Origin of the sequence: Palleronia pelagia, assembly GCF_900110115.1 — a bacterium.
GTDB classification, from domain to species: domain Bacteria; phylum Pseudomonadota; class Alphaproteobacteria; order Rhodobacterales; family Rhodobacteraceae; genus Palleronia; species Palleronia pelagia.
Genome location: NZ_FOCM01000001.1, coordinates 614,651 through 637,286, shown reverse-complemented (window position 1 = coordinate 637,286; position 22,636 = coordinate 614,651). Strand labels below are relative to the sequence as shown.

At 65.9% G+C, this 22,636-nt stretch carries 14 protein-coding genes; 1 reads left to right on the top strand and 13 read right to left on the bottom strand.

From position 1 onward, the window contains the following. Positions 1 to 51: 51 nt before the first annotated feature. The 5 genes from BMX96_RS03100 to BMX96_RS03080 all read right to left on the bottom strand — a co-directional run bounded on the left by BMX96_RS03100 (position 52) and on the right by BMX96_RS03080 (position 6,613). Positions 52 to 1,218: an ABC transporter ATP-binding protein gene (locus BMX96_RS03100; protein ID WP_091844150.1), complete on the bottom strand. Its 1,167-nt coding sequence runs from the start codon at positions 1,216 to 1,218 to the stop codon at positions 52 to 54. Between the two features lie 16 nt (positions 1,219 to 1,234). Next, on the bottom strand, positions 1,235 to 2,896 hold the full coding sequence (locus tag BMX96_RS03095; protein ID WP_236736937.1) for an alpha-glucosidase family protein: 1,662 nt from the start codon (positions 2,894 to 2,896) through the stop codon (positions 1,235 to 1,237). A 3-nt stretch (positions 2,897 to 2,899) separates the two neighbouring features. Next, the gene (locus BMX96_RS03090; RefSeq protein ID WP_091844146.1) at positions 2,900 to 4,051 is read right to left on the bottom strand and encodes a carbohydrate ABC transporter permease; all 1,152 of its coding nucleotides are present in this window, start codon (positions 4,049 to 4,051) and stop codon (positions 2,900 to 2,902) included. Between the two features lie 29 nt (positions 4,052 to 4,080). Beyond that, positions 4,081 to 5,061 carry a carbohydrate ABC transporter permease gene (locus BMX96_RS03085; RefSeq protein WP_091844144.1) on the bottom strand — a complete coding sequence of 327 codons (981 nt, stop codon included), beginning with the start codon at positions 5,059 to 5,061 and terminating at the stop codon, positions 4,081 to 4,083. Positions 5,062 to 5,263: 202 nt separating this feature from the next. After that, the gene (locus BMX96_RS03080; RefSeq protein ID WP_091844142.1) at positions 5,264 to 6,613 is read right to left on the bottom strand and encodes an ABC transporter substrate-binding protein; all 1,350 of its coding nucleotides are present in this window, start codon (positions 6,611 to 6,613) and stop codon (positions 5,264 to 5,266) included. A 298-nt stretch (positions 6,614 to 6,911) separates the two neighbouring features. Between BMX96_RS03080 and BMX96_RS03075 the strand changes: the two genes are divergently transcribed. Then, the gene (locus BMX96_RS03075) at positions 6,912 to 7,889 is read left to right on the top strand and encodes a glucokinase (RefSeq protein ID WP_091844140.1); all 978 of its coding nucleotides are present in this window, start codon (positions 6,912 to 6,914) and stop codon (positions 7,887 to 7,889) included. Between the two features lie 15 nt (positions 7,890 to 7,904). Here the strand turns inward: BMX96_RS03075 and BMX96_RS03070 are convergent, their stop codons facing one another. From BMX96_RS03070 to glgB, 8 genes are all read right to left on the bottom strand, one after another. Then, entirely contained in the window at positions 7,905 to 9,563 is a 1,659-nt protein-coding gene (locus BMX96_RS03070) for an FMN-binding glutamate synthase family protein (protein WP_091844138.1), read from the bottom strand. Positions 9,564 to 9,640: 77 nt separating this feature from the next. Further along, on the bottom strand, positions 9,641 to 12,013 hold the full coding sequence (gene gghA, locus BMX96_RS03065) for a glucosylglycerol hydrolase (RefSeq protein ID WP_091844136.1): 2,373 nt from the start codon (positions 12,011 to 12,013) through the stop codon (positions 9,641 to 9,643). 12 nt (positions 12,014 to 12,025) lie between these two features. Continuing rightward, positions 12,026 to 13,657 (bottom strand): alpha-D-glucose phosphate-specific phosphoglucomutase, encoded by a 1,632-nt coding sequence (locus BMX96_RS03060; protein ID WP_091844134.1) that lies wholly within the window; start codon positions 13,655 to 13,657, stop codon positions 12,026 to 12,028. Next, positions 13,645 to 15,549, bottom strand: coding sequence for a 4-alpha-glucanotransferase (gene malQ, locus BMX96_RS03055; RefSeq protein ID WP_091844131.1), 1,905 nt, complete (start codon positions 15,547 to 15,549; stop codon positions 13,645 to 13,647). Before malQ ends, BMX96_RS03060 begins: the two co-directional genes overlap by 13 nt. Then, complete coding sequence (gene glgX / locus BMX96_RS03050) at positions 15,546 to 17,639, bottom strand: glycogen debranching protein GlgX (protein ID WP_091844129.1); 2,094 nt, start codon at positions 17,637 to 17,639, stop codon at positions 15,546 to 15,548. Before glgX ends, malQ begins: the two co-directional genes overlap by 4 nt. Next, positions 17,639 to 19,060, bottom strand: a complete 1,422-nt coding sequence (glgA, locus tag BMX96_RS03045; RefSeq protein ID WP_091844127.1) for a glycogen synthase GlgA — start codon at positions 19,058 to 19,060, stop codon at positions 17,639 to 17,641. The genes glgX and glgA overlap by 1 nt, the downstream gene beginning before the upstream one ends. Next, positions 19,057 to 20,343 carry a glucose-1-phosphate adenylyltransferase gene (gene glgC / locus BMX96_RS03040; RefSeq protein ID WP_091844125.1) on the bottom strand — a complete coding sequence of 429 codons (1,287 nt, stop codon included), beginning with the start codon at positions 20,341 to 20,343 and terminating at the stop codon, positions 19,057 to 19,059. The genes glgA and glgC overlap by 4 nt, the downstream gene beginning before the upstream one ends. 43 nt (positions 20,344 to 20,386) lie before the next feature. Continuing rightward, the gene (gene glgB / locus BMX96_RS03035; RefSeq protein ID WP_091844123.1) at positions 20,387 to 22,588 is read right to left on the bottom strand and encodes a 1,4-alpha-glucan branching protein GlgB; all 2,202 of its coding nucleotides are present in this window, start codon (positions 22,586 to 22,588) and stop codon (positions 20,387 to 20,389) included. Positions 22,589 to 22,636: the final 48 nt, after the last annotated feature.

The following is a 22,636-nucleotide window of genomic DNA, read 5'->3' as shown; positions in this document are numbered from 1 at the left end:
CGCGAAAGGGCGGCGCCCGGCGCCGCCCCCTCGCCGATCCACCCGGCCGGTTCAGTGCTTGGAGATGCTGAAATCCGTCATCGTCGCCGTGCGGGCCAGGCCGCCATCGCGATAGAGCAGCGACACGCCATCCTTGAAGACGTGGACCTTGGACGGGTCGGCGCCCAGCTTGACCGTGTTGCCGCGCAGGCCCTTGTGGATGCCCTGCAGCTTGGCGATCACGGCGGCGTCGCCCTTTTCCAGCGCTTCCATGTCGGCATTGCCGGTTTCGAAGTAGAGCAGCGTCACCTCGCCAAGCGCCTCGGTAATGTCGACCTTGCCCTCGAAGATGTACTCGCCGCCCTGGGCCTCGACGAAATCCTCGGGCCGCACGCCGACTTTCACCTCGGCGCCCATGTCGGCCTCGGTGGACGGGTAGTCCGAGACCGCCGTGCCGCCGCCGTTGATCGCGATGGTCGTCTTTTCGCCGGTGCCGGTGATCTTGCCTTGCAGCAGGTTCATGGCCGGGCTGCCGATGAACTGGGCCACGAACTCGTTCTCGGGCTTCTCGTACAGCTCCAGCGGCGTGCCCACCTGCGCGATGCCGCCGCCCGCCAGTACCACGATGCGGCTGGCCAGGGTCATCGCCTCGACCTGGTCATGGGTCACGTAGATCATGGTCGAGTTCGGCATGTTCTCCTTCAGCTGCGCGATCTCGATCCGGGTGGCCACGCGCAGGGCCGCGTCGAGGTTCGAAAGCGGCTCGTCGAACAGGTACACCTTGGGGTCGCGGACGATGGACCGGCCGATGGCCACGCGCTGGCGCTGGCCGCCCGACAGGGCCTTGGGCAGGCGGTCGAGGAACGGCTCGAGCTGAAGGATGCGGGCCGCCTTGGTGATGGCCGCGTCGATCTCTTCCTTCGACTTCTTGGCGATCTTCAGGGCGAAGGCCATGTTGTCGCGTACCGTCATGTGCGGGTAGAGCGCGTAGGACTGGAACACCATGGCGATGCCGCGTTGCGCGGGCGGCACGTTGTTCACCACCTGCCCGTCGATCTTCAGCTCGCCGCCGGTGATCCGTTCCAGCCCCGCGATCATTCGCAGAAGCGTGGACTTGCCACAGCCCGAAGGGCCGACGAAGACGATCAGCTCGCCCTGCTTGATGTCGAGGTTGATATCGCTCAGCACCTGGACGCTGCCATAGGATTTGGCGACGTCGGTCAATTTGAGATCGGCCATGAAGTTCCTCCCGTTCTTATTGGCCCGCGACCGCGAACGCGGCACTCCAGGGCGGCAATGTCAGTATTCTGTCCGCGCGATCCGAGGCGAAGGGCGCGCCGTCGTCCAGTTGCCATTCGCCGTCCGGCAATTCGGCGGTCTGGGCCGAGTCGGTCAGGTTGAAGGCGCAGAACAACCGCTCGGACCCGTCGTCGCGGATCAGCGTCAGCACGTCATCGTCGGCGCGCACCACCTTCAGGTCGCCCTTGGCCAGGCTCGAATGGGTCTTCCGGAACGCCAGCATGGCCCGGTAGAAGTTCAGGACCGAGCTGTCGTCGCCTTCCTGAACGCTCACGGCGTGATCCAGGTGCTCGACCGCCACGGGCAGCCAGGGCTGCGCGTCCGAGAACCCGCCATTCCGCCCGGTGGTCCAGGGGATCGGCGTGCGGCAACCGTCGCGGCCCTTGAACTTGGGCCAGAACCGCTTGCCGTACGGGTCCTGCAAATCCTCGTACCGGACATAGGCCTCGGTCAGGCCCAGCTCTTCACCCTGGTAGAGGCACACGGTCCCCTTCATGCACATGAGCAGCGCGGCATAGAGCTTGCGGGCCGGGACAGTCAGGTTGAACCGCGTCGCGTAGCGCACGACGTCGTGGTTCGAGAACGCCCAGCAGGCCCAGCCATCGGTGACGATCCGGTCGAACCGTTCCAGCACCTGGCGGATGCGGCTGCCCGACGGATAGACGGTGCCCAGGAAGTCGAAATCATAGGCCATATGCAGCAAGTCGTCGCCGGCGGTGTAGTCGCGCTGCGTCTCCATCCCCCGCTGGGATTCGCCCACTTCGCCGACCGAGGTGATCGCCGGGTATTCCTCCATCAGCGCGCGCAGGCGGCGCAGGAAATCCAGGTTCTCGGGCTGGGTCTTGTCGTAAAGGTGGTCCTGGAAGTTGTAGGGGTTCACGGCCGGCGCCGTGTTCTCGTTCCGCTCTTCCGGGTTCAGGGGCGGGTTGTCGCGCAATTGCTTGTCGTGGACGTAGAAGTTCACGGTATCCAGCCGGAAGCCGTCCACGCCCTTCTCCAGCCAGAACCGCGCCACGTCCAGCAGCGCGTCCTGCACCGCGGGCGTGTGGAAGTTCAGGTCCGGCTGCTCGGACAGGAAGTTGTGCAGGTAGTACTGCATCCGCTCGCCGTCCCACTGCCAGGCCGAGCCCCCGAAGATCGACAGCCAGTTATTGGGCGGGCTGCCATCGGGCTTGGCCTCGGCCCAGACGTACCAATCGGCGCGCGGGTTGTCGCGGCTGGCGCGGCTTTCCTGGAACCACGGGTGCTGGTCGCTGGTGTGGCTGAGGACAAGGTCGATCAGCACCTTCAGACCAAGCCCATGGGCCCTGTCGATCAGCGCGTCGAAATCGCGGATCGAGCCGAACATCGGGTCCACGTCGCAGTAATCGCTTACGTCGTAGCCGAAATCCAGCATGGGCGATTTGAAGAAGGGCGAGATCCAGATCGCATCCGCCCCCAGTCGCGCGATGTGGTCCAGACGGTGGATGATGCCCGGCAGGTCGCCGATCCCGTCGCCATCGGTGTCCTGGTAGCTGCGCGGATAGATCTGGTAGATCACCGCGCCGCGCCACCAGTCCTTGTCCACCGGCCCGCCGGGCCGGGGCGCTGTATCGGCCATTTCCGAAAGAAAGCTCATGGATTACTTCACCGATCCCGCCAGCAGACCGCGCACGAGGAACCGCTGCATGGTGAAGAACACCAGGAGCGGCACGGCGATGGACACGAAGGCGGCGGTCGCCAAGATCCCCCAGTCGCCCCCGCGTGAGCCCAGAAGGTCGTCGGCGATCTTCACGGTCATCACCTTGCTGGCGTCATCGGACGGCAGGAACACCTTGGCCACCAGCAGGTCGTTCCAGGTCCACAGGAACTGGAAGATGCTGAACGCGGCCAGCGCGGGCAGCGACAGCGGCAGGATGATCCGCACGAACAGCTCGAAATCGGTGGCGCCGTCGACCTTGGCCGACTCGATGATGTCGCGCGGCAGGCCGACCATGTAGTTGCGCAACAGGTAGACCGCCAAGGGCATGCCGAACGCCGTGTGCGCGAACCAGATGCCCATGAAGCTCTGGCCGATGCCCAGCTTGTTGTGCAGGTTCAGCATCGGCACCAGCGCAAGCTGCAAGGGCACGACGAGCAGACCAACGACCACCGCGATCAGGACACCCCGTCCGGGGAAGTCCATCCACGCCAGCGCGTAGGCCGCGAAGGCCGCGATGAGAATCGGGATGATGGTGGCCGGGATCGTCACCGTGAAGGTGTTGATGAAGGCCTGGTCCATGTTGTCGGCCGTCAGCACCTGTTCGTAGTTGTCGAGCGTGAAATTCGGTGGACTCGCAGCCGCGAAATACACACGTTGCCCGCGCGAGCCCGGATCCTCGGGCGAGACGTAGCGGTAGGTGCCGTCCGCGTTCACCGTCAGCGTTTCGCCATCACCCAGGTCGGCCTCGGTCCCCGCCTCGAACTCGGTCGGGTTGGCACCGCGCGTGCCGAAGGCCACGACCTCGCCGCCGCCCCCGGGGAAATAGCTCTGCGCCTCGGGGTCGTCGTAGATGTTGCCCGTCACCACGAACATGTCGCCGTCGGGCGTGGCCTCGGCCGACGTGCGCCCGCGCGCTGTCAGCTCCACCGCGAAGGGCGCGTTCCACCAGCCGCTGGCCGAGATCTGGTCGCGGTCGCGGAACGACGACACGAACAGCCCGATGGTCGGGATCAGCCACAGCAGCACAAGCACCAGCACCGAGATATGTGTGGCCCAGGTCAGGGACGATTTCTGTCCTGCGATATTGTCCATTTACTTGCTCCTCCCTCGCGCGGACCGGCTCAGCGCATTTCCTTGCGCGCCTGGACGATGTTCCAGATCATCACCGGCAGCACGATCAGCATGATGACGAAGGCAATGGCCGTGGCGCGCCCGTCGTCGCGGAACATGAAATCCATCATGTAGGATGGCAGGATCTCGGTCCCGAAGTTGCCCCCCGTCATGGTGTAGACGATGTCGAACACCTTGAGCACGAGGATGGTGATGGTGGTCCAGACCACGACGATGGTCGCCATGATCTGCGGCACCTTGATCTGGAAGAACAGCTGCCAGGGGTTCGCACCGTCAAGGATCGCGGCCTCGATCGTCTCTTCGGGGATGCCGCGCAGGGCAGCCGACAGGATGACCATGGCAAACCCGGTCTGGATCCAGATCAGGATGATCATCAGGAAGAAGTTGTTCCAGAACGGGATCTGCAAAACGTCGACCGGATCGGTGAAGCCGAGGCTGGCCCGTATCGCGTTGATCAATCCGATATCGGCGTCGTTGGCGTAGACGAATTTCCAGATCAGCGAGGCGCCCACGAAGCTGATCGCCATGGGCATGAAGATCAGCGACTTGGCGAGGTTGCCCCAGCTGAGCTTGTCGGTCAGCTGCGCGACCATCAGACCGAAGAAGGTCGCGCCAGCCGGCACCACGATGGCCCAGAGGAAATTGTTGAAGAACGAGATTCGGAAATCCTCGGACGCGATCAGCGAAGCGTAGTTTCCAAGGCCCACGAACTCGTCCGGGTTTCGCCCATAGAGCGAGCGGAAGAACGATCCGATCACCGGGTAGACCAGATAGAGCCCCAGCACGAACACGGCGGGAAACAGGAACAGCCACGGCCGTACCTGGTTCGCGCGGTTGATGTTCTGGCCCGCCTTCTCGCCCTTGGCCGGAAAGATCACCTTATCCAGCAGAAGGTTGGAGAAATAGAAATAGGCAACGCATCCGCCGACGCCGATGAGGATCGTGATGATCCCTTGCAAGATGACTGGCATCTCGTCTCCCCCCTGTGTCGTGGGCGGCATCTGCGGCCACCCTTAGGAATAGTCTGCGCGCAAGCGGGCCCATGAAGCAACCGCCAAGTGCCGGAATTTCGGCGGAATCACGCGGGATTGCGTCGCACCCGGCCGCACCGAAAAGGGCGCCCGGCACGATGCCGGACGCCCCCTGTTTCGTGTCGTCACATGATCCCGCGGATCAGTTCTTCAGGTTGTCCCAGCGCTCCTGGATGGCCGTGGCGGTCGCCTCGGCGTCCTGGGTGCCGGTGGTGAACTCGACCATCTGGGTCCAGAAGGCGCCCGCGCCGATCTCGCCCGGCATCAGGTCAGACCCGTCGAACCGGAAGGTCGTCGCGTTCAGCAGGATGTCGTTCGTGGCCCGCGCCGGATCGGACGGGAACACCTCGGGGTTGATCGAGGTCAGCGGCGACAGCAGGCCGCCCTGGGCTGCCCAGATCTCGTGCGCGATCGGCGTCTTCAGGAAATCGATGAAACCGCGGGCGGTTTCGCTGTCCTCGGTGATGGCGAACATGGTGCCGCCGCCCAGAACGGGCGTCTCGCCGCCTTCGGGCGCGGGGAAGTAGAAGAAGTCGACATCTTCACCCACCACGGTGCCTTCGGGGAAGAAGGTCGGGATGAACGTCGCCTGCTTGTGCATGTAGCACTCGGGCGGGAACTGGAAGAGGCCACCGGGGCTGTCGCGGAAGTCGGTCGTGGCGGCGGCTTCGCGGCCCCCGTTCACGTAGCCTTCCTGCAGGAAGGTGCCGTATTCCTCGATCGCGGCGACGACCACCGGATCGTCGAACGGCATGTCGTTGGTGACCCAGTTGTCATACTGCTCGGGCGTGGCCGTGCGCAGCATGATGTCCTCGACCCAGTCCGTGGCCGGCCAGCCGGTGGCCGCGCCGGAGCCCAGGCCGATGCACCAGGGCGTCACGCCGTCTTCGGCGATCTGGGCGGTCAGTTCCTTCAGCTCTTCGTAGGTCTCGGGAATCTCGTAGCCCGCTTCCTCGAACTGCTCGGGCGAGTACCAGACCAGCGATTTCACGTCGATCTTGTAGGGGAAGGCGTACATCGCGCTTTCGCCGTCGGGGCCTTCGAAGGTCGCCAGGTCCACCCAGCTTTCCCCGGCCGAGTAGTTCTCGGCGATGAAGGTCGCGGTATCCTCGTCCAGCGGCGTGATCGAGCCGCGCGAGGCGAGGTCGGCGACGAGGCCCGGCTGCGGGAAAGCGGCGAGGTTCGGGGCCGAGTTCGCCTCGGTCGAGATGACGATGTCCTGCTCGAAGCTGTCCGAGCCGGAATAGTTCACAGTCGCGCCGGTCGCTTCGGCGAAGTAGGCGGCGACCGAGTTCATCAGCTCGGCATCGGCACCGGTCCACGGACCTGCGATGTCGATGGTTTCGCCGCCATAATCGTTATTGGCGGCAAATTCCTCGTAGCTGTCCCAGCTGAAGGCGCCTTCGCCCACCGGGAACACCAGCTCTTGGGCGGCGGCCATGCCGGAACCAAGGGCCATGGTCGCGGCGCTGGCAAGAAGAATATGTCTCATGCAATCTCTCCCAAATTTGTGTCGTGCGCCTTGGGGCGCATCGTTGTGCAGGGGCCGGACAACGGTCCTGCTCCCCCATTTTCGTCTGCGCTCAAGACAAGCCCAAGGGATGACGGGTGTCAACCGATCGGCCTCGCGACGTTCCTTAGTGACATGATTTTCATCAATTTTCGCCGCAGCGCAGCATCGCGGGCGCAGCGCGATGACCCGCGATCGGCCGGGGCATTTTCTTGCAGCCCCCCGCATTTCCGTCCTATCACGCGAAGGCCCGCGCAACCGCCCCAAGGAAGGCCACACCATGCCCGCATCACCCGTTCGCACGGTCGTCGCTGATGTCGGGGGCACGAACACCCGTGCCGCGCTTGCGCTGGACGGGGTAGTGCAGCCCGAGACCATTTCCAAGTTCCGCAACCAGGGCCGCGAGGGGCTGGGCGAGATCCTGGGCGCCTTCCTGTCGGAGCAGCGAGTCGGCGACTGCGCGGGCGCGTGCATCGCCATGGCGGGGCCGGTGATGGATGGCGTCGGGCGGCTGACCAATGTCGGCTGGACCATGACCCGCGCCGACCTGGCCGCGTGCACGGGCGCTGAAACGGTGGCGATCCTCAACGATTTGCAAGCCCAGGGCCACGCGGTCGATCACATATCGGACGACAATCTGCGCCAGCTGGTGCCGGGGCCGACGGGCGCCGATCACAACGCAAAGCTGGTCGTGGGCATCGGCACCGGGTTCAACGCCGTGCCCGTCTTCCGCACCGAAACCGGGCGATACGTGCCCCCCTGCGAAAGCGGCCACGTCACCTTCCCGGTGCTGTCCGAGGACGACATGTCGCTGGCCCGCTTCGTGTCGACGGCCCACGGGTTTCCCGGGGTCGAGGACGTTCTGTCGGGCCGGGGCCTCGAGCGGACCTATGCCTGGGCGGGCGGCGAGACCACGCGCAAGGATTCGTCCCAGATCATGGCGGCGCTCGAGCAGGGCGACGACCCGGTGGCGATCCGCGCGGCCGAGGCGTTCGTGCAGGCCATGGGGCGCGTCACGGGCGACCTGGCCCTGACCCACCTGCCCTTCGGCGGGATCTACCTGATCGGGGGCATGGCACGCGCCCTGACGCCGCACCTGGCGCGCTTCGGCTTTGACGAGGCGTTCCGCGCGAAGGGCCGGTTCTCGGACTTCATGATGCAGTTCGCCGTTTGGGGCGTGGAGGATGACTTCGCCGCGCTTACGGGTTGCGCGCAGCACCTCGAGGGCCTCATGGCCGCCGGCATCACCCACGGCTGAGCCGCTTGGCGCGCCCTATTCGGCGGCCATCTTGCGCTTCTTCAGGGCCCGGCCATAGGGCTCGGGCGGATCGAAGGTCTCGGCGCTGGCCCGGCGCCAGCGCTTGAGATACGTGTCCTCGCGGTCGGTATTCTCGTTTTCGATCAGGTAGTTGTGCTGCATGTAGGGCCAGGCGTCGCTGGCCTCGACCATGGAGCCGTCGGCCTCGCGCTTCATGAAGTGATGGGGCAGGAAGTCGCGCGGATCGTCCAGGCCCGCCGCGCCCGCCATCTCGGCCAGCGCCCGCATGGTGTTGCGGTGGAAGTTCGCCACGCGCGGCGCCTTGTCCTTCACCACCAGCGCGCGCTGGCGCACCGGGTCGGTCGTGGTCACGCCCGTGGGGCAATGGTTGGTATGGCAGGCCTGCGCCTGGATGCAGCCGACCGAGAACATGAAGCCTCGGGCCGAATTGCACCAGTCCGCCCCCATGGCGAAGGCCTGTGCGACGTCGAAGGCATGGATCAGCTTGCCACTGGCCCCGATGCGGATGCGTTCGCGGATATTGGCCCCGCGCAGGGTGTTGTGAACGAAGGTCAGGCCTTCCGTCAGGGGCATGCCCACGTGGTTGGCGAATTCCAGGGGCGCGGCGCCGGTGCCGCCCTCCTTGCCGTCGACGACGATGAAATCCGGGTAGATCCCGGTGGCGATCATCGCCTTGACGATGCACATGAATTCGCGCCGGTGGCCGATGCACAGCTTGAAGCCCACGGGCTTGCCGCCCGACAGATCGCGCAGCCTGGCGATGAAGGCGCACAGCTCGCGCGGGGTCGAGAACTCGGGATGACCGGCCGGCGAGATGCAGTCCTTGCCCATGGGGATGTCGCGCGCCTCGGCGATTTCCTCGGTGATCTTGGCCGCCGGCAGCATGCCGCCATGGCCGGGCTTCGCGCCCTGGCTCAGCTTGATCTCGATCATCTTGACCTGGTCGTCGGCGGCCTTCTCGGCGAACTTGTCGGGGTCGAACCGCCCTTCGTGGGTGCGGCACCCGAAATAGCCCGACCCGATCTCCCAGATCAGGTCGCCACCGCCCTCGCGGTGATACTTGCTGATGCCGCCTTCGCCGGTGTCATGGGCGAAACCGCCCGCCTTCGCGCCCATGTTTAACGCCCGGATAGCCGCCGCCGAGAGCGACCCGAAGGACATGGCCGAAATGTTGTAAAGCGACGCGTCGTAGGGCTTCTTGCAGTCCGGGCCGCCGATGCTGACGCGGAAATCGTGCCGGTCCAGGTGGGTGGGCACGATGGAGTGGGTCATCCAGCCATAGCCGCCCTCGTAGACCTTCTGCTTGGTACCGAAGGGGCGCGCGGCCTCTTCGTTCTTGGCCCGCTGGTAGACGATCGACCGATCCTCGCGGCTGAACGGCTCCTCGTCGTGGTCGGATTCGATGAAATACTGGCGGATCTCGGGGCGGATCTTCTCGAAGAAGAACCGGATATGGCCCAGGATCGGATAGTTGCGCAGGATCGCGTGATGCGTCTGGCGCATGTCACGCACGCCCACGGCCGTGAGAGCGCCGAACACCAGGACACCGAGCCAGGCCCAGCCGGACAGCGGCACCAGGGCTAGACACACCACCGTCAGCGCCGCAGCCGCGGCAAGCGCGCTGAAGCGGCTATAGTTTTCCAGCATCTTCATGGCGGCCGCCTTTCCGAATTGCCCGACATATGGGCATCATGGGTGGGGCACGCCTGCGCTGCAACCGTTGTGATCGGTCACATGCCCCGGGTGAAGACCAGCCCCATGCTGTCGCGCAGGACGATCGGCCCCGAGATGTAATCCGGCCCGATCCCCGGCGTGCGCAGCGCGCAGGTCCAGCCCGCGCCCTTCAGCCCTGGGATCTTCAGGCGCAGCGGGTCGAATTCGCCGGACGGTCCGCCCTCCATATGCGTGATGGTATAGACCTCGCGCCCCTCGTGCTTCCGGTACGAGGTGAACAGCACGCGACCGTCCACAGGCTGCACGTAGTCGAAATAGTCCTCGGGGCCGAGATTCTGCCGCAGCCACCGGTTGGCGCGCCGGAAATTGCGCAGATCCAGCATGAACTGGGTCTGCCGCTCGTCCAGCGCTGACATGGAGTTCGACACGTTGCAGTATTCGTGCATGTCGTCCATCCACGCGCGCGCGATCTTCTTCAGGTCTGACACGGTGAAGGTGCCGGGCCCGGCCAGCGGCGGCTCGACCTGGTTCAGCAGCTTGGCGATGTGGTCAAGGTCGTAATCGGTCACCTCGACGAGGGCGGGCAGGAACTCGAAGAAGCGCGCCAGGTCGGCCCGCGTCTCGTATCCCAGCTCTTTCAGGCGGCGGAAATTGCCCGGCACCGAGTAGCGGTATTCGTCCACCTGCCATTTCAGGCTGATCGCCTCCTCGGCCACGACCTTCACACCGTACTTGTCATCCTGGTTGCGGATGAAGCCCCAGTTCGCCCGCGCGGTGGCATTGAGAAAGTCCATGGGCACGCCCGGCAGCGCGGCGTAGGTCAGCATGGACACCGCCGGGTTGTCGTATGCCTTTTCCAGGATCTCCATCTGGGTATCGCCAAGCCGCGTGTTGATATTCAGCTTGGGGTTCACCTGCGTGCCTCGCCGCAGCGTGTCGTGGTTCGCGGTGCCCGAGATCCAGTTGGCCCCCACCGACAGGACCTCCTTGATGCGCCACCACTTCGAAAGCCAGAAGCCGTAGATGAAGGGCGTGTTGTGCGCGAAGGTCAGCGGCCCCCACTGGAACACGTCCGGGTCATCGCGCTGGTTCTCGATCACGGCGCGGTAGGTCGAGCTCAGCTCCCAGTCCTCCTGCGGCCAGGGGCGCCCGTCCTCGAACACGAACCAGGGGTAATACTTGGTGCCCGCGACCTCCTGCACCATGTCGGACATCAGGTCGAGATAGTCGTCGTCGTGGCGCAGCTCCTGCGTGCCGGCGTCCCACCACTTGAAGTCCTGCGCGCCGTCGACGCGCACGCCGTCGGCGCCGAAATTCACCTTGCGGCGCTGCAACTCCAGCATGATCGCGCGGACGGCCGGGTTCTTGTAGTCCATGTTCTGGCCGTACATGTTCGGCCCGGCGAAGAAATGGTGGTTGAGCGCGTCCAGTCCCTGGTTGTCGGAATGGCCGAACACCACGTCGAAGATCAGCTTCTTGGGCCTGGTCGGGAAGTTGTGCAGAACGGTGGCAAAATCCACCAGCTCGTCCGGGCGCCCCGATTCCAGCAGCACCGGGTTCACGGTCGCCATGCCGGAGATGACGATGTCGTAGCCCCAGTTCGTTGTGTCGGGCCGTGTCAGGTCGACGGTGATCTCTTCGGCGGTGGCGCCGTCCAGTTCCTCCCAGAAGGCCGGACCGGTCTCGTAGGTCGTGGTCGGCTCGACCGGCAGAAGCTGCACGGCGTCGTAGCCCATGAAGATCTGGTCCAGGGGATCGAGCGTCAGGTCGTTGGCAACCCGTTCGCCCATACGTTCGAACTGGCGGGTCAGCGCGGCCAGGGTGCCGCCGGCTGTGGCGGTGGGCACGTGGATCTGGAGGATGTTGGCCGGCGGGTCGAACTTGTGCGGCGTTTCGCCCGCGAATTGCGCCCAGTACGCCTTGTCGCCGCGTCGGTCCAGCATGGCTTTCACGTCGTAAAGCTCGGCGGGCGCGAAGGCACCGAAAGGCAGCGACATGGCGAGCGGATCGAGGATCCGGTGCCAGGTGTCCTGCGCGTCGCGCCAGACGAGGCAGTAGAAATCACCGCCTTGTTCGCGGTTGCCCGCCATCATGCCCCGTGCGGCGCAGAACGTATGCGCCTCGTAGCGCGAGACGGGCAGGTAGATCCGATCGAACGTAACCTGCTGGTGGGCGCGGGTCAGGTCCAGCGGCCCCTTGGGCGACAGAACTTCGAGAAACACGTCGCCCTCGGGCACGCGCTGGTCCTGCAGCTCGGGCGTCCAGAACCCGAAGGTGGCCACGTCGCCGTCCACCTGCCCGCCCAGCATGGGGGCAATGGCGGTATGGGCGTCGAAGGCCGTTTCCGAGTGGTTGAGCAGTTGGCGGCACTTGTAGGCCAGGCCTTCGGCAACACCCGTCTCGGGGGTCACGCGGTCTTTGAGCGGCATATCGTCCCTTTCTCAGGCGCGCACGTCCGGATCGGTGCGGCCCGTGTAATGTTCGATCTTCGCGATCTCGTGGGCGGCGGCGATGATGTCGGCCAGCGCCTCCTGCGTGTCGCGGTCCTTGGCGTCGAGCGCATCGCTCTCATCCTCGAGATAGACACGCAAGGTGGCCCCCACGGTTCCGGTGCCCGAAAGACGGTAGACCACGCGGCCCCCGCCCTCGAAATGCACACGGATGCCCTGTCTTTCGGCAACCGAGCCATCCACCGGGTCGGTATAGGCGAACTCGTCCGCCGATGCGACGGTGCGCCCGGCGACGGTGGTGCCGGCCATGCCTTCGAGCCGGCCGCGCAGGTCGTCGAACATGGCGTTCGCACGGTCGGCGTCGACCCCTTCGAAGTCGTGGCGGGTGTAGAAGTTGCGACCGTACTCGGCCCAGTGGTCGTGGACGACATCAACGATGCCGGTGTCCTTGGCCGCCAGGATGTTCAGCCACAGCAGGACCGCCCACAGCCCGTCCTTCTCGCGGACGTGGTCGCTGCCGGTGCCCGCGGACTCTTCGCCGCAGATGGTGATGCGCCCATCGTCGAGCAGGTTGCCGAAGAACTTCCAGCCCGTGGGCGTCTCGTAGCAGTCGAGGCCCTTCTTCGCGGCCACCGCGTCCAGCGCCCGGCTGGTGGGCATGGACCGGGCGACACCTGCCAGGCCGTTGACATAAGCGGGCGCCAGGTGGGCGTTCGCCGCCAGCATCGCCACCGAATCCGACGGGCTCACGTACATGCCCGGGCCCATGATCATGTTGCGGTCCCCGTCCCCGTCGCTGGCCGCGCCGAAATCGGGCGGATCGTCGCCATGCATGACATCCATCAATTCCTTGGCCCAGATCGGGTTGGGGTCAGGGTGCCCGCCGCCGAAATCGGGCTTTGGCACGGCGTTGAGGACCGAGCCTTCGGCCGCGCCCAGCCGGTCCTCGAAGATGGCCTTGGCGTAGGGTCCGGTCACGGCGTGCATGGCGTCGAAGCAGATCCGAAAGCCGCGCGTTATCATCCGTTCGATCGCGGGCATGTCGAACAGCTGCTCCATCAGGTCGACATAGGCGGCCACGGGATCGACGACCTCGACGACCATGTCCCCCAGCTTGGTTTCGCCCACCGCCGACAGGTCGACGTCGTGGGTTTCAAGGATGCGGTAATGGGTGATCGTCTTCGTCGCCTCGAAGATCCGGTTCGTGATCTCCTCGGCGGCGGGACCACCGTTGGCTTGGTTGAACTTGACGCCGAAATCCTCGTCGATGCCGCCGGGATTGTGGCTGGCCGACAGGATCACGCCGCCGTCGGTCTTGCGGCTTCGGATCAGGTTCGAGGCCGCCGGCGTCGACATCAGCGCGCCCTGCCCGACGATCACCCGCGCGGCACCGCCGGCGGCGGCCATGCGCAGGATCACCTGTGCCGCGGGCTGGCTGAAATACCGCCCGTCACCACCCAGAACCAGCGTCTTGCCCGCGACGCCGCCGATGCCGTCCCAGATCGACTGGACGAAATTCTCCAGGTAATGCGGCTCCATGAAGGTGCGGGTCTTCTTGCGAAGGCCCGAGGTGCCCGGCTTCTGACCCTCGATGGGCTGGGTGTCGATCGTCAGGATCTCCATGGCACGCGTCCTCCTCTGTCGGCATTCGCCATAAGTCTGGTGGTCTCAGCCACGGCGTCAAGGTTACCCAGCGCATCCGGCGCCACGCCCAGCGGCCGGCGCCAGTTGGGATGTTCGTGAACCGTGCCCGGCAGGTTCGGCTGCTCGACCCGGCCCAGCAAGTCCTCGATCTGCACGGCGACGAGGCGCGAGGGCGTTTCGGCCAGGAAACGGTGCAGCGCGGCGGCATCGTCGCCGCCCAGAAGACCGGTCAGCGCCGCGACCTCGTCGCGCCGCTGGGCGTGGGCCTCGGCATGGGCCGCGTCGTCGATATCGCCGATGTCACGCCGCCAGTCGATGTCGCGACCGCGCTTCCAGCCTTCCCATGTGGGCAGGTCGTGGGTGCCGAAGCTGGTCATGGCGCTTTCGGGGTAGGTGTCGGCGGGCAGGAAGGTGGCCGTGTCGGCGTTCCAGTCCTGCTGGAACTGCGCCACCCGGCAGCCGAGGATCCCCGCCTCTTGCAGCGCCGATTGCAGGCCATCGGGGATGTTCCCCAAATCCTCGCCCACGATGGTCGCGCCGACGCGCGCGGCCTCGATCCGGGCGACGGCCAGCAGCGCGTCGCGCGGCATGGCGACGTAGGCCCCGGGCGTGCTGCGGTCCTGCGGCACCCAGAACGCCCGCTCGAACCCCAGGATATGGTCGATCCGCATCAGCCTCGCATGGCGCAGCTGCTGTCGCAGGATCGTGGCCAGCGGGCGAAAGCCCCGGTCGGCCAAGGTGTCGGGGCGCAAGGGTGCCAGCCCCCAGGATTGCCCCTTGGACGAGAACGCATCCGGCGGCGCGCCCAGCGACACGCCCGAGGCGAACAGCGTCGGGTCGGCCCAGGTCTCGGCCCCCATGGGTTGCGTGCCCACGGCCAGGTCCACGTAGAGGCCGAAGCGCATTCCGGCGGCGTCGGCGGCCTTGTGCACCGTGGTCAGGTCGCGCTCGGCCCGCCACTGCAACCACGCATGGAACGCGATGGTGTCAGTGTTCTCGGCGGCGAAGCTGGCCACCTCGGCGCTGTTCGGGTCGCGGTAGGGCGCGGGCCAGTCGGTCCAGTAAGGCCCCAGAGTGTCCGACAGCGCCTGGTGCAGGGCGAACAGCTGCAGCGCCTCGCCCTCGGCCGCGCGCCAGTCGGCAAAGCCCGGCGCGCCCGCGTCGAACTCGGCCCGCAGGGCGGTGCGCCGCGCGCCCTGGTCGGCGGGCCAGTCCAGCAGCTCTCCGCCCGGCGCATCGATCGCCCGCTCGGGCGCGATGTGGGCGACCGACAACCGCCCCCGGTGCGACGGCGAGTAGGGGCTGAAGGCCTGCGGGTCGGCCGGGAAACCGGCGTGGACCGGGTTGATGCCCACGAAATCGGCCCCCGCTTTCCCGAGCGCAGCCACCGCGGCGGCAAGGTCGGCATAGCTGCCGACGGCACCGTCCTGCCCCAGCCCGTAGAGCGGCAGGGTCACACCCCACCCGCGCGGGGGCAACGGCACCTGACGCGGAGCGACCAGCAGCGTCGTCACCCAGCCGGCGCCATTCAGATCGTGGATGCCCACGGGCAGCGCGCCCAGCTCGGCCCCCTGCCCCTTGCGCGTCTCGCCATCCTCGAGCGCGAGGGTCCAGCCCTGCCCGTCCAGCGCCTCCAGGCGATGCGCGGCGTCGGCGTCCAGAACCAGCCAGCGCGGCAGCGGCCTCGCGGCGTCGGCGGCATCGAGCATGTCCAGATGCCGCGCGGCCGCCAGCGGATCGGTGGGCGCGTCCATCGCCGCCAGCATGGCGTCGCGTGTCTCGGCGCCCAGGTGCTGGCGGCGACCGGTCGTGTCGAGGAAGGTTTCGAGCACGCCGAGCCGCGCCGCCAGCCTGTCGCGCGGGTCGCTCATGACGTGTGGATGTCCAGGACGAAGACAGACACCGACTGTCCCGGGATCTTCACCTGGTCCGACACGACGTCGGTCTGACGCCCTTCGCGCGCGGTATCCACGCGCCAGACCCAGTGGGTGTTCTCGGGCGGATCGGGGATGACCATGTCCACGGCGCCGCCCGCGTTGAACACGGCGAAGATCGCCTGCTCGGTCTCGGCGTAATCCGGGGTGCCCGAGGCCATCCGAAGCTCCATCGCGACGCAGGACAACTCGGGATCCTGCCAGTCTTCATCCTCCATTTGCTGGCCGTCGGGACGCCACCAGAACAGGTCGTCCAGCCCATCCTCGCGCCGCTGGGCATGCAGGAAAAGCTTCTGCCGCAGCAGAGGGTGGTTCTTGCGGAACGAGATCATCAACCGCGTGAAATCGTGGAACTCGGCGTCGAAGGATCCCCAGTCGATCCAGCTGATCTCGTTATCCTGCGAATAGGCGTTGTTGTTGCCGGATTGCGAATTGCCCATCTCGTCGCCCGCCAGGATCATCGGCGTGCCCTGGCTGAGCATCAGCGTGGCCATCATGTTGCGCCGGCGGCGGGCGCGGGCGGCATTGATCGCTTCCTTCTCGGTCGGGCCTTCCACGCCCAGGTTGTCGGAATAGTTCTCGCCGTGGCCGTCGCGCCCGTCCTCGCCGTTGGCCTCGTTGTGCTTTTCCTCGTAGCTGACCGTGTCCATCAGCGTGAAGCCGTCATGGGCCGTCAGCAGGTTGACCGACGAGGTCGCCGGCCGACTGGAGTGGTCGAATTGCAGCGCGCTGCCGGTCAGGCGGTCGGCCAGCGCCGGCGCCTCGCCCGCGTCGCCGCGCCAGAAGCGGCGCACGGTGTCGCGGTACTTGTCGTTCCATTCCATGAAGGGCGGCGGAAATGCCCCCAGCTGGTAGCCGCCCGGCCCGATATCCCAGGGCTCGGCGATCAGCTTCACGTTGCCCAGCACCGGGTCCTGCCGGATCGCGTCGAAGAAGGCCGCGCCGCGGTCGAAGCCGCCCTCGTCCACACGGCCCAGCGTCGAGCAAAGGTCAAAGCGGAAGCCGTCCACATGCATGACCTCGACCCAGTAGCGCAGCGAGTCCATGATCATGCGCAGGACCATGGGATGATCCACGTTCACCGTGTTCCCGGTGCCGGTGTCGTTCACGTAGAAGCGCGGATTATCGGGCATCAGCCGGTAATAGCTGGCATTGTCGAGCCCGCGGAACGACAGCGTCGGGCCCAGCTCGTTCCCCTCGCCGGTGTGGTTGTAGACCACGTCGAGAATCACCTCGATCCCCGCCGAATGGAAGCGCGCCACCATCTGCTGGAACTCGTCGATCTGGCCGCGCGCCATGTATTTCGGCTCGGGCGCGAAGAAACCGATGGTCTGGTAGCCCCAGTAGTTGGTGAGGCCTTTCTCGTGCAGGAAATGGTCGGTCAGGTAGGCATGGACCGGCAGCAGCTCGATCGCCGTGATCCCGAGGTTGGTCAGGTAGTCCAGCATCGGGTCCGACGACATCGCCAGGAACGTGCCCGGGTCGGGCACGTCGGCGCGGCGCTTGGTAAGGCCCTTCACATGCGCCTCGTAGATCACCGATTGCTGGATCGGCGTGCGCGGATGTTCGTCCTCGCCCCACGAGAATGCGGGATCCTCGACGACCGAGCGGGGCATGAAGCGGGCATTGTCGCGCGGGTCGATGACCAGGTCCGGGTCCTTGGCGGTCCCGACCTTGTAGCCCATCAACGTGTCGTGCCACGTCGGGTGCCCCGTCAGCCGCTTGGCATACGGGTCCATGAGCAGCTTGTTCGGGTTGAACCGGTGACCCTGTTCGGGGGCGTAGGGGCCGTGGGCGCGATAGCCATAATGCTGTCCGGGCCGCAGCCCCGAGATGTAGCCGTGCCACACGTCGCCGTCGCGTTCGGGCAGGTCCACCCGGCCCGTTTCGGTGCCATCGGCATCGAACAGGCACAGGACCATCCGTTCGGCATTTTCGGAAAAGACGGCGAAATTCACGCCATCGCCGTCGAAGGTCGCACCGATGGGGGCCGCGCGGCCCTCGGTGATCGTGATCGGGTTATTCATTATGCGGTTATCAAGCTCCGGTAGAGGTCGGCATAGGCCGCCGCCGATACGTCCCATCCCACCGGATGGCGCATCGCGTTTCGGGTCATCTTCGCCCAAACGTCGCGATCCGCGTAAAGGTCCGCCAGCCGTGACAGCGCCCGCGCCACCGCCTCGGCCGAGCCGGGGTCATGCACGATCCCGGTGGCAACCCCCGCGCGCAGGCCTGCGTCGTTGGCGTCGATGACGGTATCCGCCAAACCGCCCGTGCGCGCAACGACCGGAATGGTGCCATAGCGCAGACCGTAGAGCTGGGTCAGGCCACAGGGCTCGAACCGCGAGGGCACGAGCACCGCGTGGCCCCCGGCCATCATCCGGTGGCTCAGCCCCTCGTCATAGCCTATCCGCACCGCCAGCCCCTCGTGTCGGGCGCCTGCGACTTCCCACGCACGTTCCAGGTCCCCCTGGCCCGAGCCCAGAAGCACCATCTGCCCGCCGCGCGCGAGGAAGTCGGGCAGTCCCTCTAGCACCAGATCCAGGCCCTTCTGTTCTGTCAGGCGCGAGACGACAACGGCCAGCGGGCCATCGCTGTCGGGCAGGCCGAATTCCTCGCGCAACGCACGGGTCGCTTTCTTCTTCGAGGCCGCGGTCTTGTAGGTCGCGATCTCGGGGTCCGTTGCAGGATTCCAGACATCGGTATCGATACCGTTAAGGATGCCCTGCAAATCGGCGGCCCGCGCGCGGACAAGGCCGTCGAACCCCATGCCGAAGGTCTCGGTCTGCAATTCCTGGGCATAGGTCGGGCTGACTGTGGTGATCTTGTCGGACCAGACCAGCCCCGCCTTCAGGGCCGAGATTCGACCCCAGAATTCCAGCCCGCCCGGGTGATAATCATCGAGCTCGAGCTTCAGTTCTCCCAGCATCTCGGGGGCGGCGGGACCGGGGAAGGCCACGTTGTGGATCGTCATGACCGATGGCACGCCGACCTCCATCCGGTGCAGGTAGTAGGGCACAAAGCCCGCCTGCCAGTCGTGCCCGTGCACGATATCGGGACGCCAGTCCCCTGCCCCGTCCCGTGCGATCAGCGCCGCCGCCCGGCTGAGCGCGGCGAAGCGCTGAGGGTTGTCCTCCCAGTCCTGTCCGCTTTCATCCAGGTAGATCCCGTGGCCACGGTCGAACAGATGGTCGGCCCGCAGCACCAGCAGGGGCACGCCGCCCACATCGGCCGCGATCAGTTCGGCCGGTCCGCCGAACAGGTCATCGAACCGCGCGACCGCGGGTGCCCTGCCCACGCGGTCCATCACCTTGGGATAGCCCGGCAGGAGGACCCGCATCTCGACGTTCTGCGATCTCAGGGCAGCGGGCAGCGCGCCGACCACGTCGGCAAGGCCACCGGTCTTGATGATGGGGGCACATTCCGACGCGACCGACAGGACCTTCATCCATGCACCTCGTGCCACTTGTCGACCATGGGCTTGGTGACCAGTGTCACGCCGCCCGGCGAGGTGTGAAAGATCGGCTTGCCATCGCGATCCAGGTGGTCCGGCGCGTCCTCGGTGCCGATCTTCAACCCCTCGGGGATATCCACGCCGCGATCGACCACGCATTTCGTCAGCTCGGCCGAACGGCCGATATTGCAGTCGGGCAGGATGACCGCCTGGTTCAGCTTGGCGTAGCTGTTCGTCTTGACCTTGGAGAACAGAAGCGACTCGCGGATCTCGGTGCCCGAGATGATGCAGCCGCCCGACACCAGAGACGACAACGCGTGCCCGCGCCGGCCCTCGGTGTCGTGGATGAACTTGGCGGGTGGCATGGATTCCGAATAGGTCCAGATCGGCCAGTTGGTGTCCCACAGGTCCAGGTCCGGGTCGAAATTCGTCAGGTCGATATTGGCCTGCCAGTAGGCGTCGACCGTGCCCACGTCCTTCCAGTAGGCGGGCGCGCCCGCGGCGTGGCGTACGCAGCTTTCGGTGAAGCGGTGCGCCTGCGCGTGGCCGTTCTCGACGATGTAGGGGATGATGTCGCCACCGAAATCGTGCTTGGAATGCTCGGTATCGGCGTCGCGGATCAGAAGCTCGCGCAGGTAGCTCCACTTGAAGACGTAGAGCCCCATCGAGGCGAGCGTTTCCGTGTCGCTGCCCGGCATCGTGGGCGGATCGGCGGGCTTTTCCAGGAAGGACGTGATCTTCCAGGTGTCATCCACGGCCATGACGCCGAAGGCCTTGGCCTCCTCCTTGCTCACGGTCAGGCAGCCCACGGTCACATCGGCGCCGCTGTCCACATGCTCGCGCAGCATGATCTCGTAATCCATCTTGTAGATGTGATCGCCGGCCAGGATCAGGATGTATTCGATGCCGTAGCTGTCGATGATGTCGATATTCTGGGTCACGGCGTCGGCGGTGCCGACATACCACTTGTCCTCGGCCACGCGTTGGGACGCGGGAAGGATGTCGAGATACTCGTTCCGCTCGGCCCGGAAGAAGGACCAGCCGCGCTGGCAGTGCCGGATCAGGCTGTGCGCCTTGTACTGCGTGGCGATGGCCATCTTGCGGATGCCCGAGTTCAGCGCGTTCGACAGCGCGAAATCGACGATCCGGGTCTTGCCCCCGAAATAGACGGCGGGCTTGGCGCGGCTTTCGGTCAAATCCTTCAACCGCGAGCCGCGTCCTCCCGCCAGCACGAAGGCCAGCGTCCTGTTCGAAAGTCTCGAGTTCGGCTTCTCCATGTCTTTCCCCTCCCTGAAATCGTTATCTTTTTAGTCTCGTGGGTCAGCCCTTGTCCTTGATGAAAATCTGCGTGCTCAGCGGCGGCAGGTAGACGCTCGCGCTGGCCGGCTGGCCGTGCAGCGGTTCGTCCTTCGCCTCGATCGCGCCCATGTTGCCGCGACCGCTGCCGCCATAGACTTCGGCATCGGTGTTCAGCGCCTCGCGCCAGCGGCCCGCGCCGGGCATGGCCAGCGTGTGCGACGGCCGCTCGACCGGGGTCATGTTGCAGACCACGACGACCTCGGCATCGCCCGCGTTGCCGCGACGTATCCACGAGAAGATCGATTGCGCCGCGTCGTTGGCGTCGATCCACTGGAACCCCTCGGGGTCGCAATCCTTCACGTGCAGCGCGGGCGTATCGCGGTAGAGCTTGTTCAGATCGCGGATCAGCGACTGAACGCCGCCATGCTTGCGGTCCTTCAGCAGGTCCCAGGGCAGCTGCTCCTTCTCCTGCCACTCGGTCGGCATGGCCAGTTCGTTGCCCATGAACAGCAGCTTCTTGCCGGGATGACCCCACATGAAGCCGTAATAGGCCCGCAGGTTGGCGAATTTCTCCCATTCGCTGCCCGGCATCTTCTTCAGCATCGACCCCTTGCCGTGCACGACCTCGTCGTGGCTGATCGGCAAGATGAAGTTCTCGGAAAACGCGTAGTGGATCCCGAAGGTCATCTGGTGGTGGTGGTGCTGGCGGTAGATCGGGTCCTTCTGCATGTAGGACAGGGTGTCGTTCATCCAGCCCATGTTCCACTTGAACCCGAAGCCCAGCCCGCCGCCATCGACGGGGCGCGACACGCCCGGGAAGCTGGTGGATTCCTCGGCCACCGTCATGATGCCGGGGTGTTCGCCGTAGGCAGCGATGTTGGTCTTTTGCAGGACGGCGATGGCCTCGTAATTCTCATTGCCGCCGTCCTTGTTGGGGATCCATTCGCCCGCCTTGCGGCTGTAGTCGCGGTAAAGCATCGAGGCGACCGCATCCACGCGCAGGCCGTCGACGTGGTATTCGTCCAGCCAGTAAAGCGCGTTCGACACCAGGAAGTTGGCGACCTCGATCCGGCCGTAATTGTAGATCGCGGTGTTCCAGTCGGGGTGGAAGCCCTCGCGCGGATCGGCGTGTTCGTAAAGCGCGGTACCGTCGAACTTGGCCAGCCCGTGCGGGTCGACCGGGAAGTGTCCCGGAACCCAGTCCAGCAGGACGCCCATGCCTTTTTCATGCGCCGCTTCCACGAGGTCGCGGAACTCGTGCGGGGTGCCGTGGCGGATCGTGGGCGCGAAGAGACCCACGGGCTGGTAGCCCCACGAGCCGTCGAACGGGTATTCGCTGACCGGCATGAACTCCAGGTGGGTGAAGCCCAGGTCGGCGGCGTAATCCACCAACTCCACCGCGAGCTCCTGATAGGACAGCGACCGGCCGTCCTCGGCCATGCGCCGTTTCCACGACGGCAAGTGCACCTCGTAGACCGAAATCGGCGCCGCGCGGTCGTTTCGCTGGGCGCGGCCCTTCATGTACTCGGCATCCTTCCAGCCGTAGCCGCGCAGGTCACGCACGATCGACGCGTTCTCGGGCGGATGCTGGCTGCCGAAGCCCACCGGGTCGGCCTTCAGCGGCTGAAGATGCCCCTCGGGGCCGACGATCTCGTACTTGTAAGCCTCGCCCTCGGCGATATTGGGGATGAAGATCTCCCAGATGCCAGTGGCGCCGCGGGCGCGCATGGCGTGGCGGCGTCCGTCCCACTGGTTGAAGCCTCCGACCACGCTGACGCGCCGTGCCGAGGGTGCCCAGACCGCGAAATGTGTGCCGTGCTGGCCCTCGTGCTCCATCACGTGGGCGCCCAGGACGGTCCAGATCTTCTGGTGCGTGCCCTCGCCCAGAAGGTATTCGTCCATCTCGCCCATGACCGGGCCATAGCGATAGGCGTCTTCGTATTCCCAGACGTTGCGGCCCTTCTTGCCCTTCAGCCAGTAATGGCCATCGCCTGGCGCGGGGCCGGTGAAGACATCCGTTCCGTCGACGCGGGACAGCTTGTGTTCGCCGGTCTGGTCGACGGCGAACAGGTCTTCGGCGCCGGGGTCCAGCGCCGTGACATGGCGCTGCCCACCTTTGACATGCGGCCCCAGGACCGAGAACGGATCACGGTGCTGACCGTTCTGAACCTTGCGGGCATCCTCAAGGGAAATGGCGGCGGGGGGTGTGTCTGCGGTGCTCATGACCAATAGGTTAGGCCATCCACCCTCAGACTCAATCCCCCGCCACGG

Coding starts and splice junctions, on each gene's coding strand:
- gghA (WP_091844136.1), bottom strand. CDS start 12,013: ATGCCGCTCAAAGACCGCGTGACCCCCGAGACGGGTGTTGCCGAAGGC.
- BMX96_RS03100 (WP_091844150.1), bottom strand. CDS start 1,218: ATGGCCGATCTCAAATTGACCGACGTCGCCAAATCCTATGGCAGCGTC.
- glgA (WP_091844127.1), bottom strand. CDS start 19,060: ATGAAGGTCCTGTCGGTCGCGTCGGAATGTGCCCCCATCATCAAGACC.
- BMX96_RS03060 (WP_091844134.1), bottom strand. CDS start 13,657: ATGGAGATCCTGACGATCGACACCCAGCCCATCGAGGGTCAGAAGCCG.
- glgC (WP_091844125.1), bottom strand. CDS start 20,343: ATGGAGAAGCCGAACTCGAGACTTTCGAACAGGACGCTGGCCTTCGTG.
- BMX96_RS03090 (WP_091844146.1), bottom strand. CDS start 4,051: ATGGACAATATCGCAGGACAGAAATCGTCCCTGACCTGGGCCACACAT.
- BMX96_RS03080 (WP_091844142.1), bottom strand. CDS start 6,613: ATGAGACATATTCTTCTTGCCAGCGCCGCGACCATGGCCCTTGGTTCC.
- BMX96_RS03095 (WP_236736937.1), bottom strand. CDS start 2,896: ATGAGCTTTCTTTCGGAAATGGCCGATACAGCGCCCCGGCCCGGCGGG.
- BMX96_RS03075 (WP_091844140.1), top strand. CDS start 6,912: ATGCCCGCATCACCCGTTCGCACGGTCGTCGCTGATGTCGGGGGCACG.
- BMX96_RS03070 (WP_091844138.1), bottom strand. CDS start 9,563: ATGAAGATGCTGGAAAACTATAGCCGCTTCAGCGCGCTTGCCGCGGCT.
- glgX (WP_091844129.1), bottom strand. CDS start 17,639: ATGAATAACCCGATCACGATCACCGAGGGCCGCGCGGCCCCCATCGGT.
- malQ (WP_091844131.1), bottom strand. CDS start 15,549: ATGAGCGACCCGCGCGACAGGCTGGCGGCGCGGCTCGGCGTGCTCGAA.
- BMX96_RS03085 (WP_091844144.1), bottom strand. CDS start 5,061: ATGCCAGTCATCTTGCAAGGGATCATCACGATCCTCATCGGCGTCGGC.
- glgB (WP_091844123.1), bottom strand. CDS start 22,588: ATGAGCACCGCAGACACACCCCCCGCCGCCATTTCCCTTGAGGATGCC.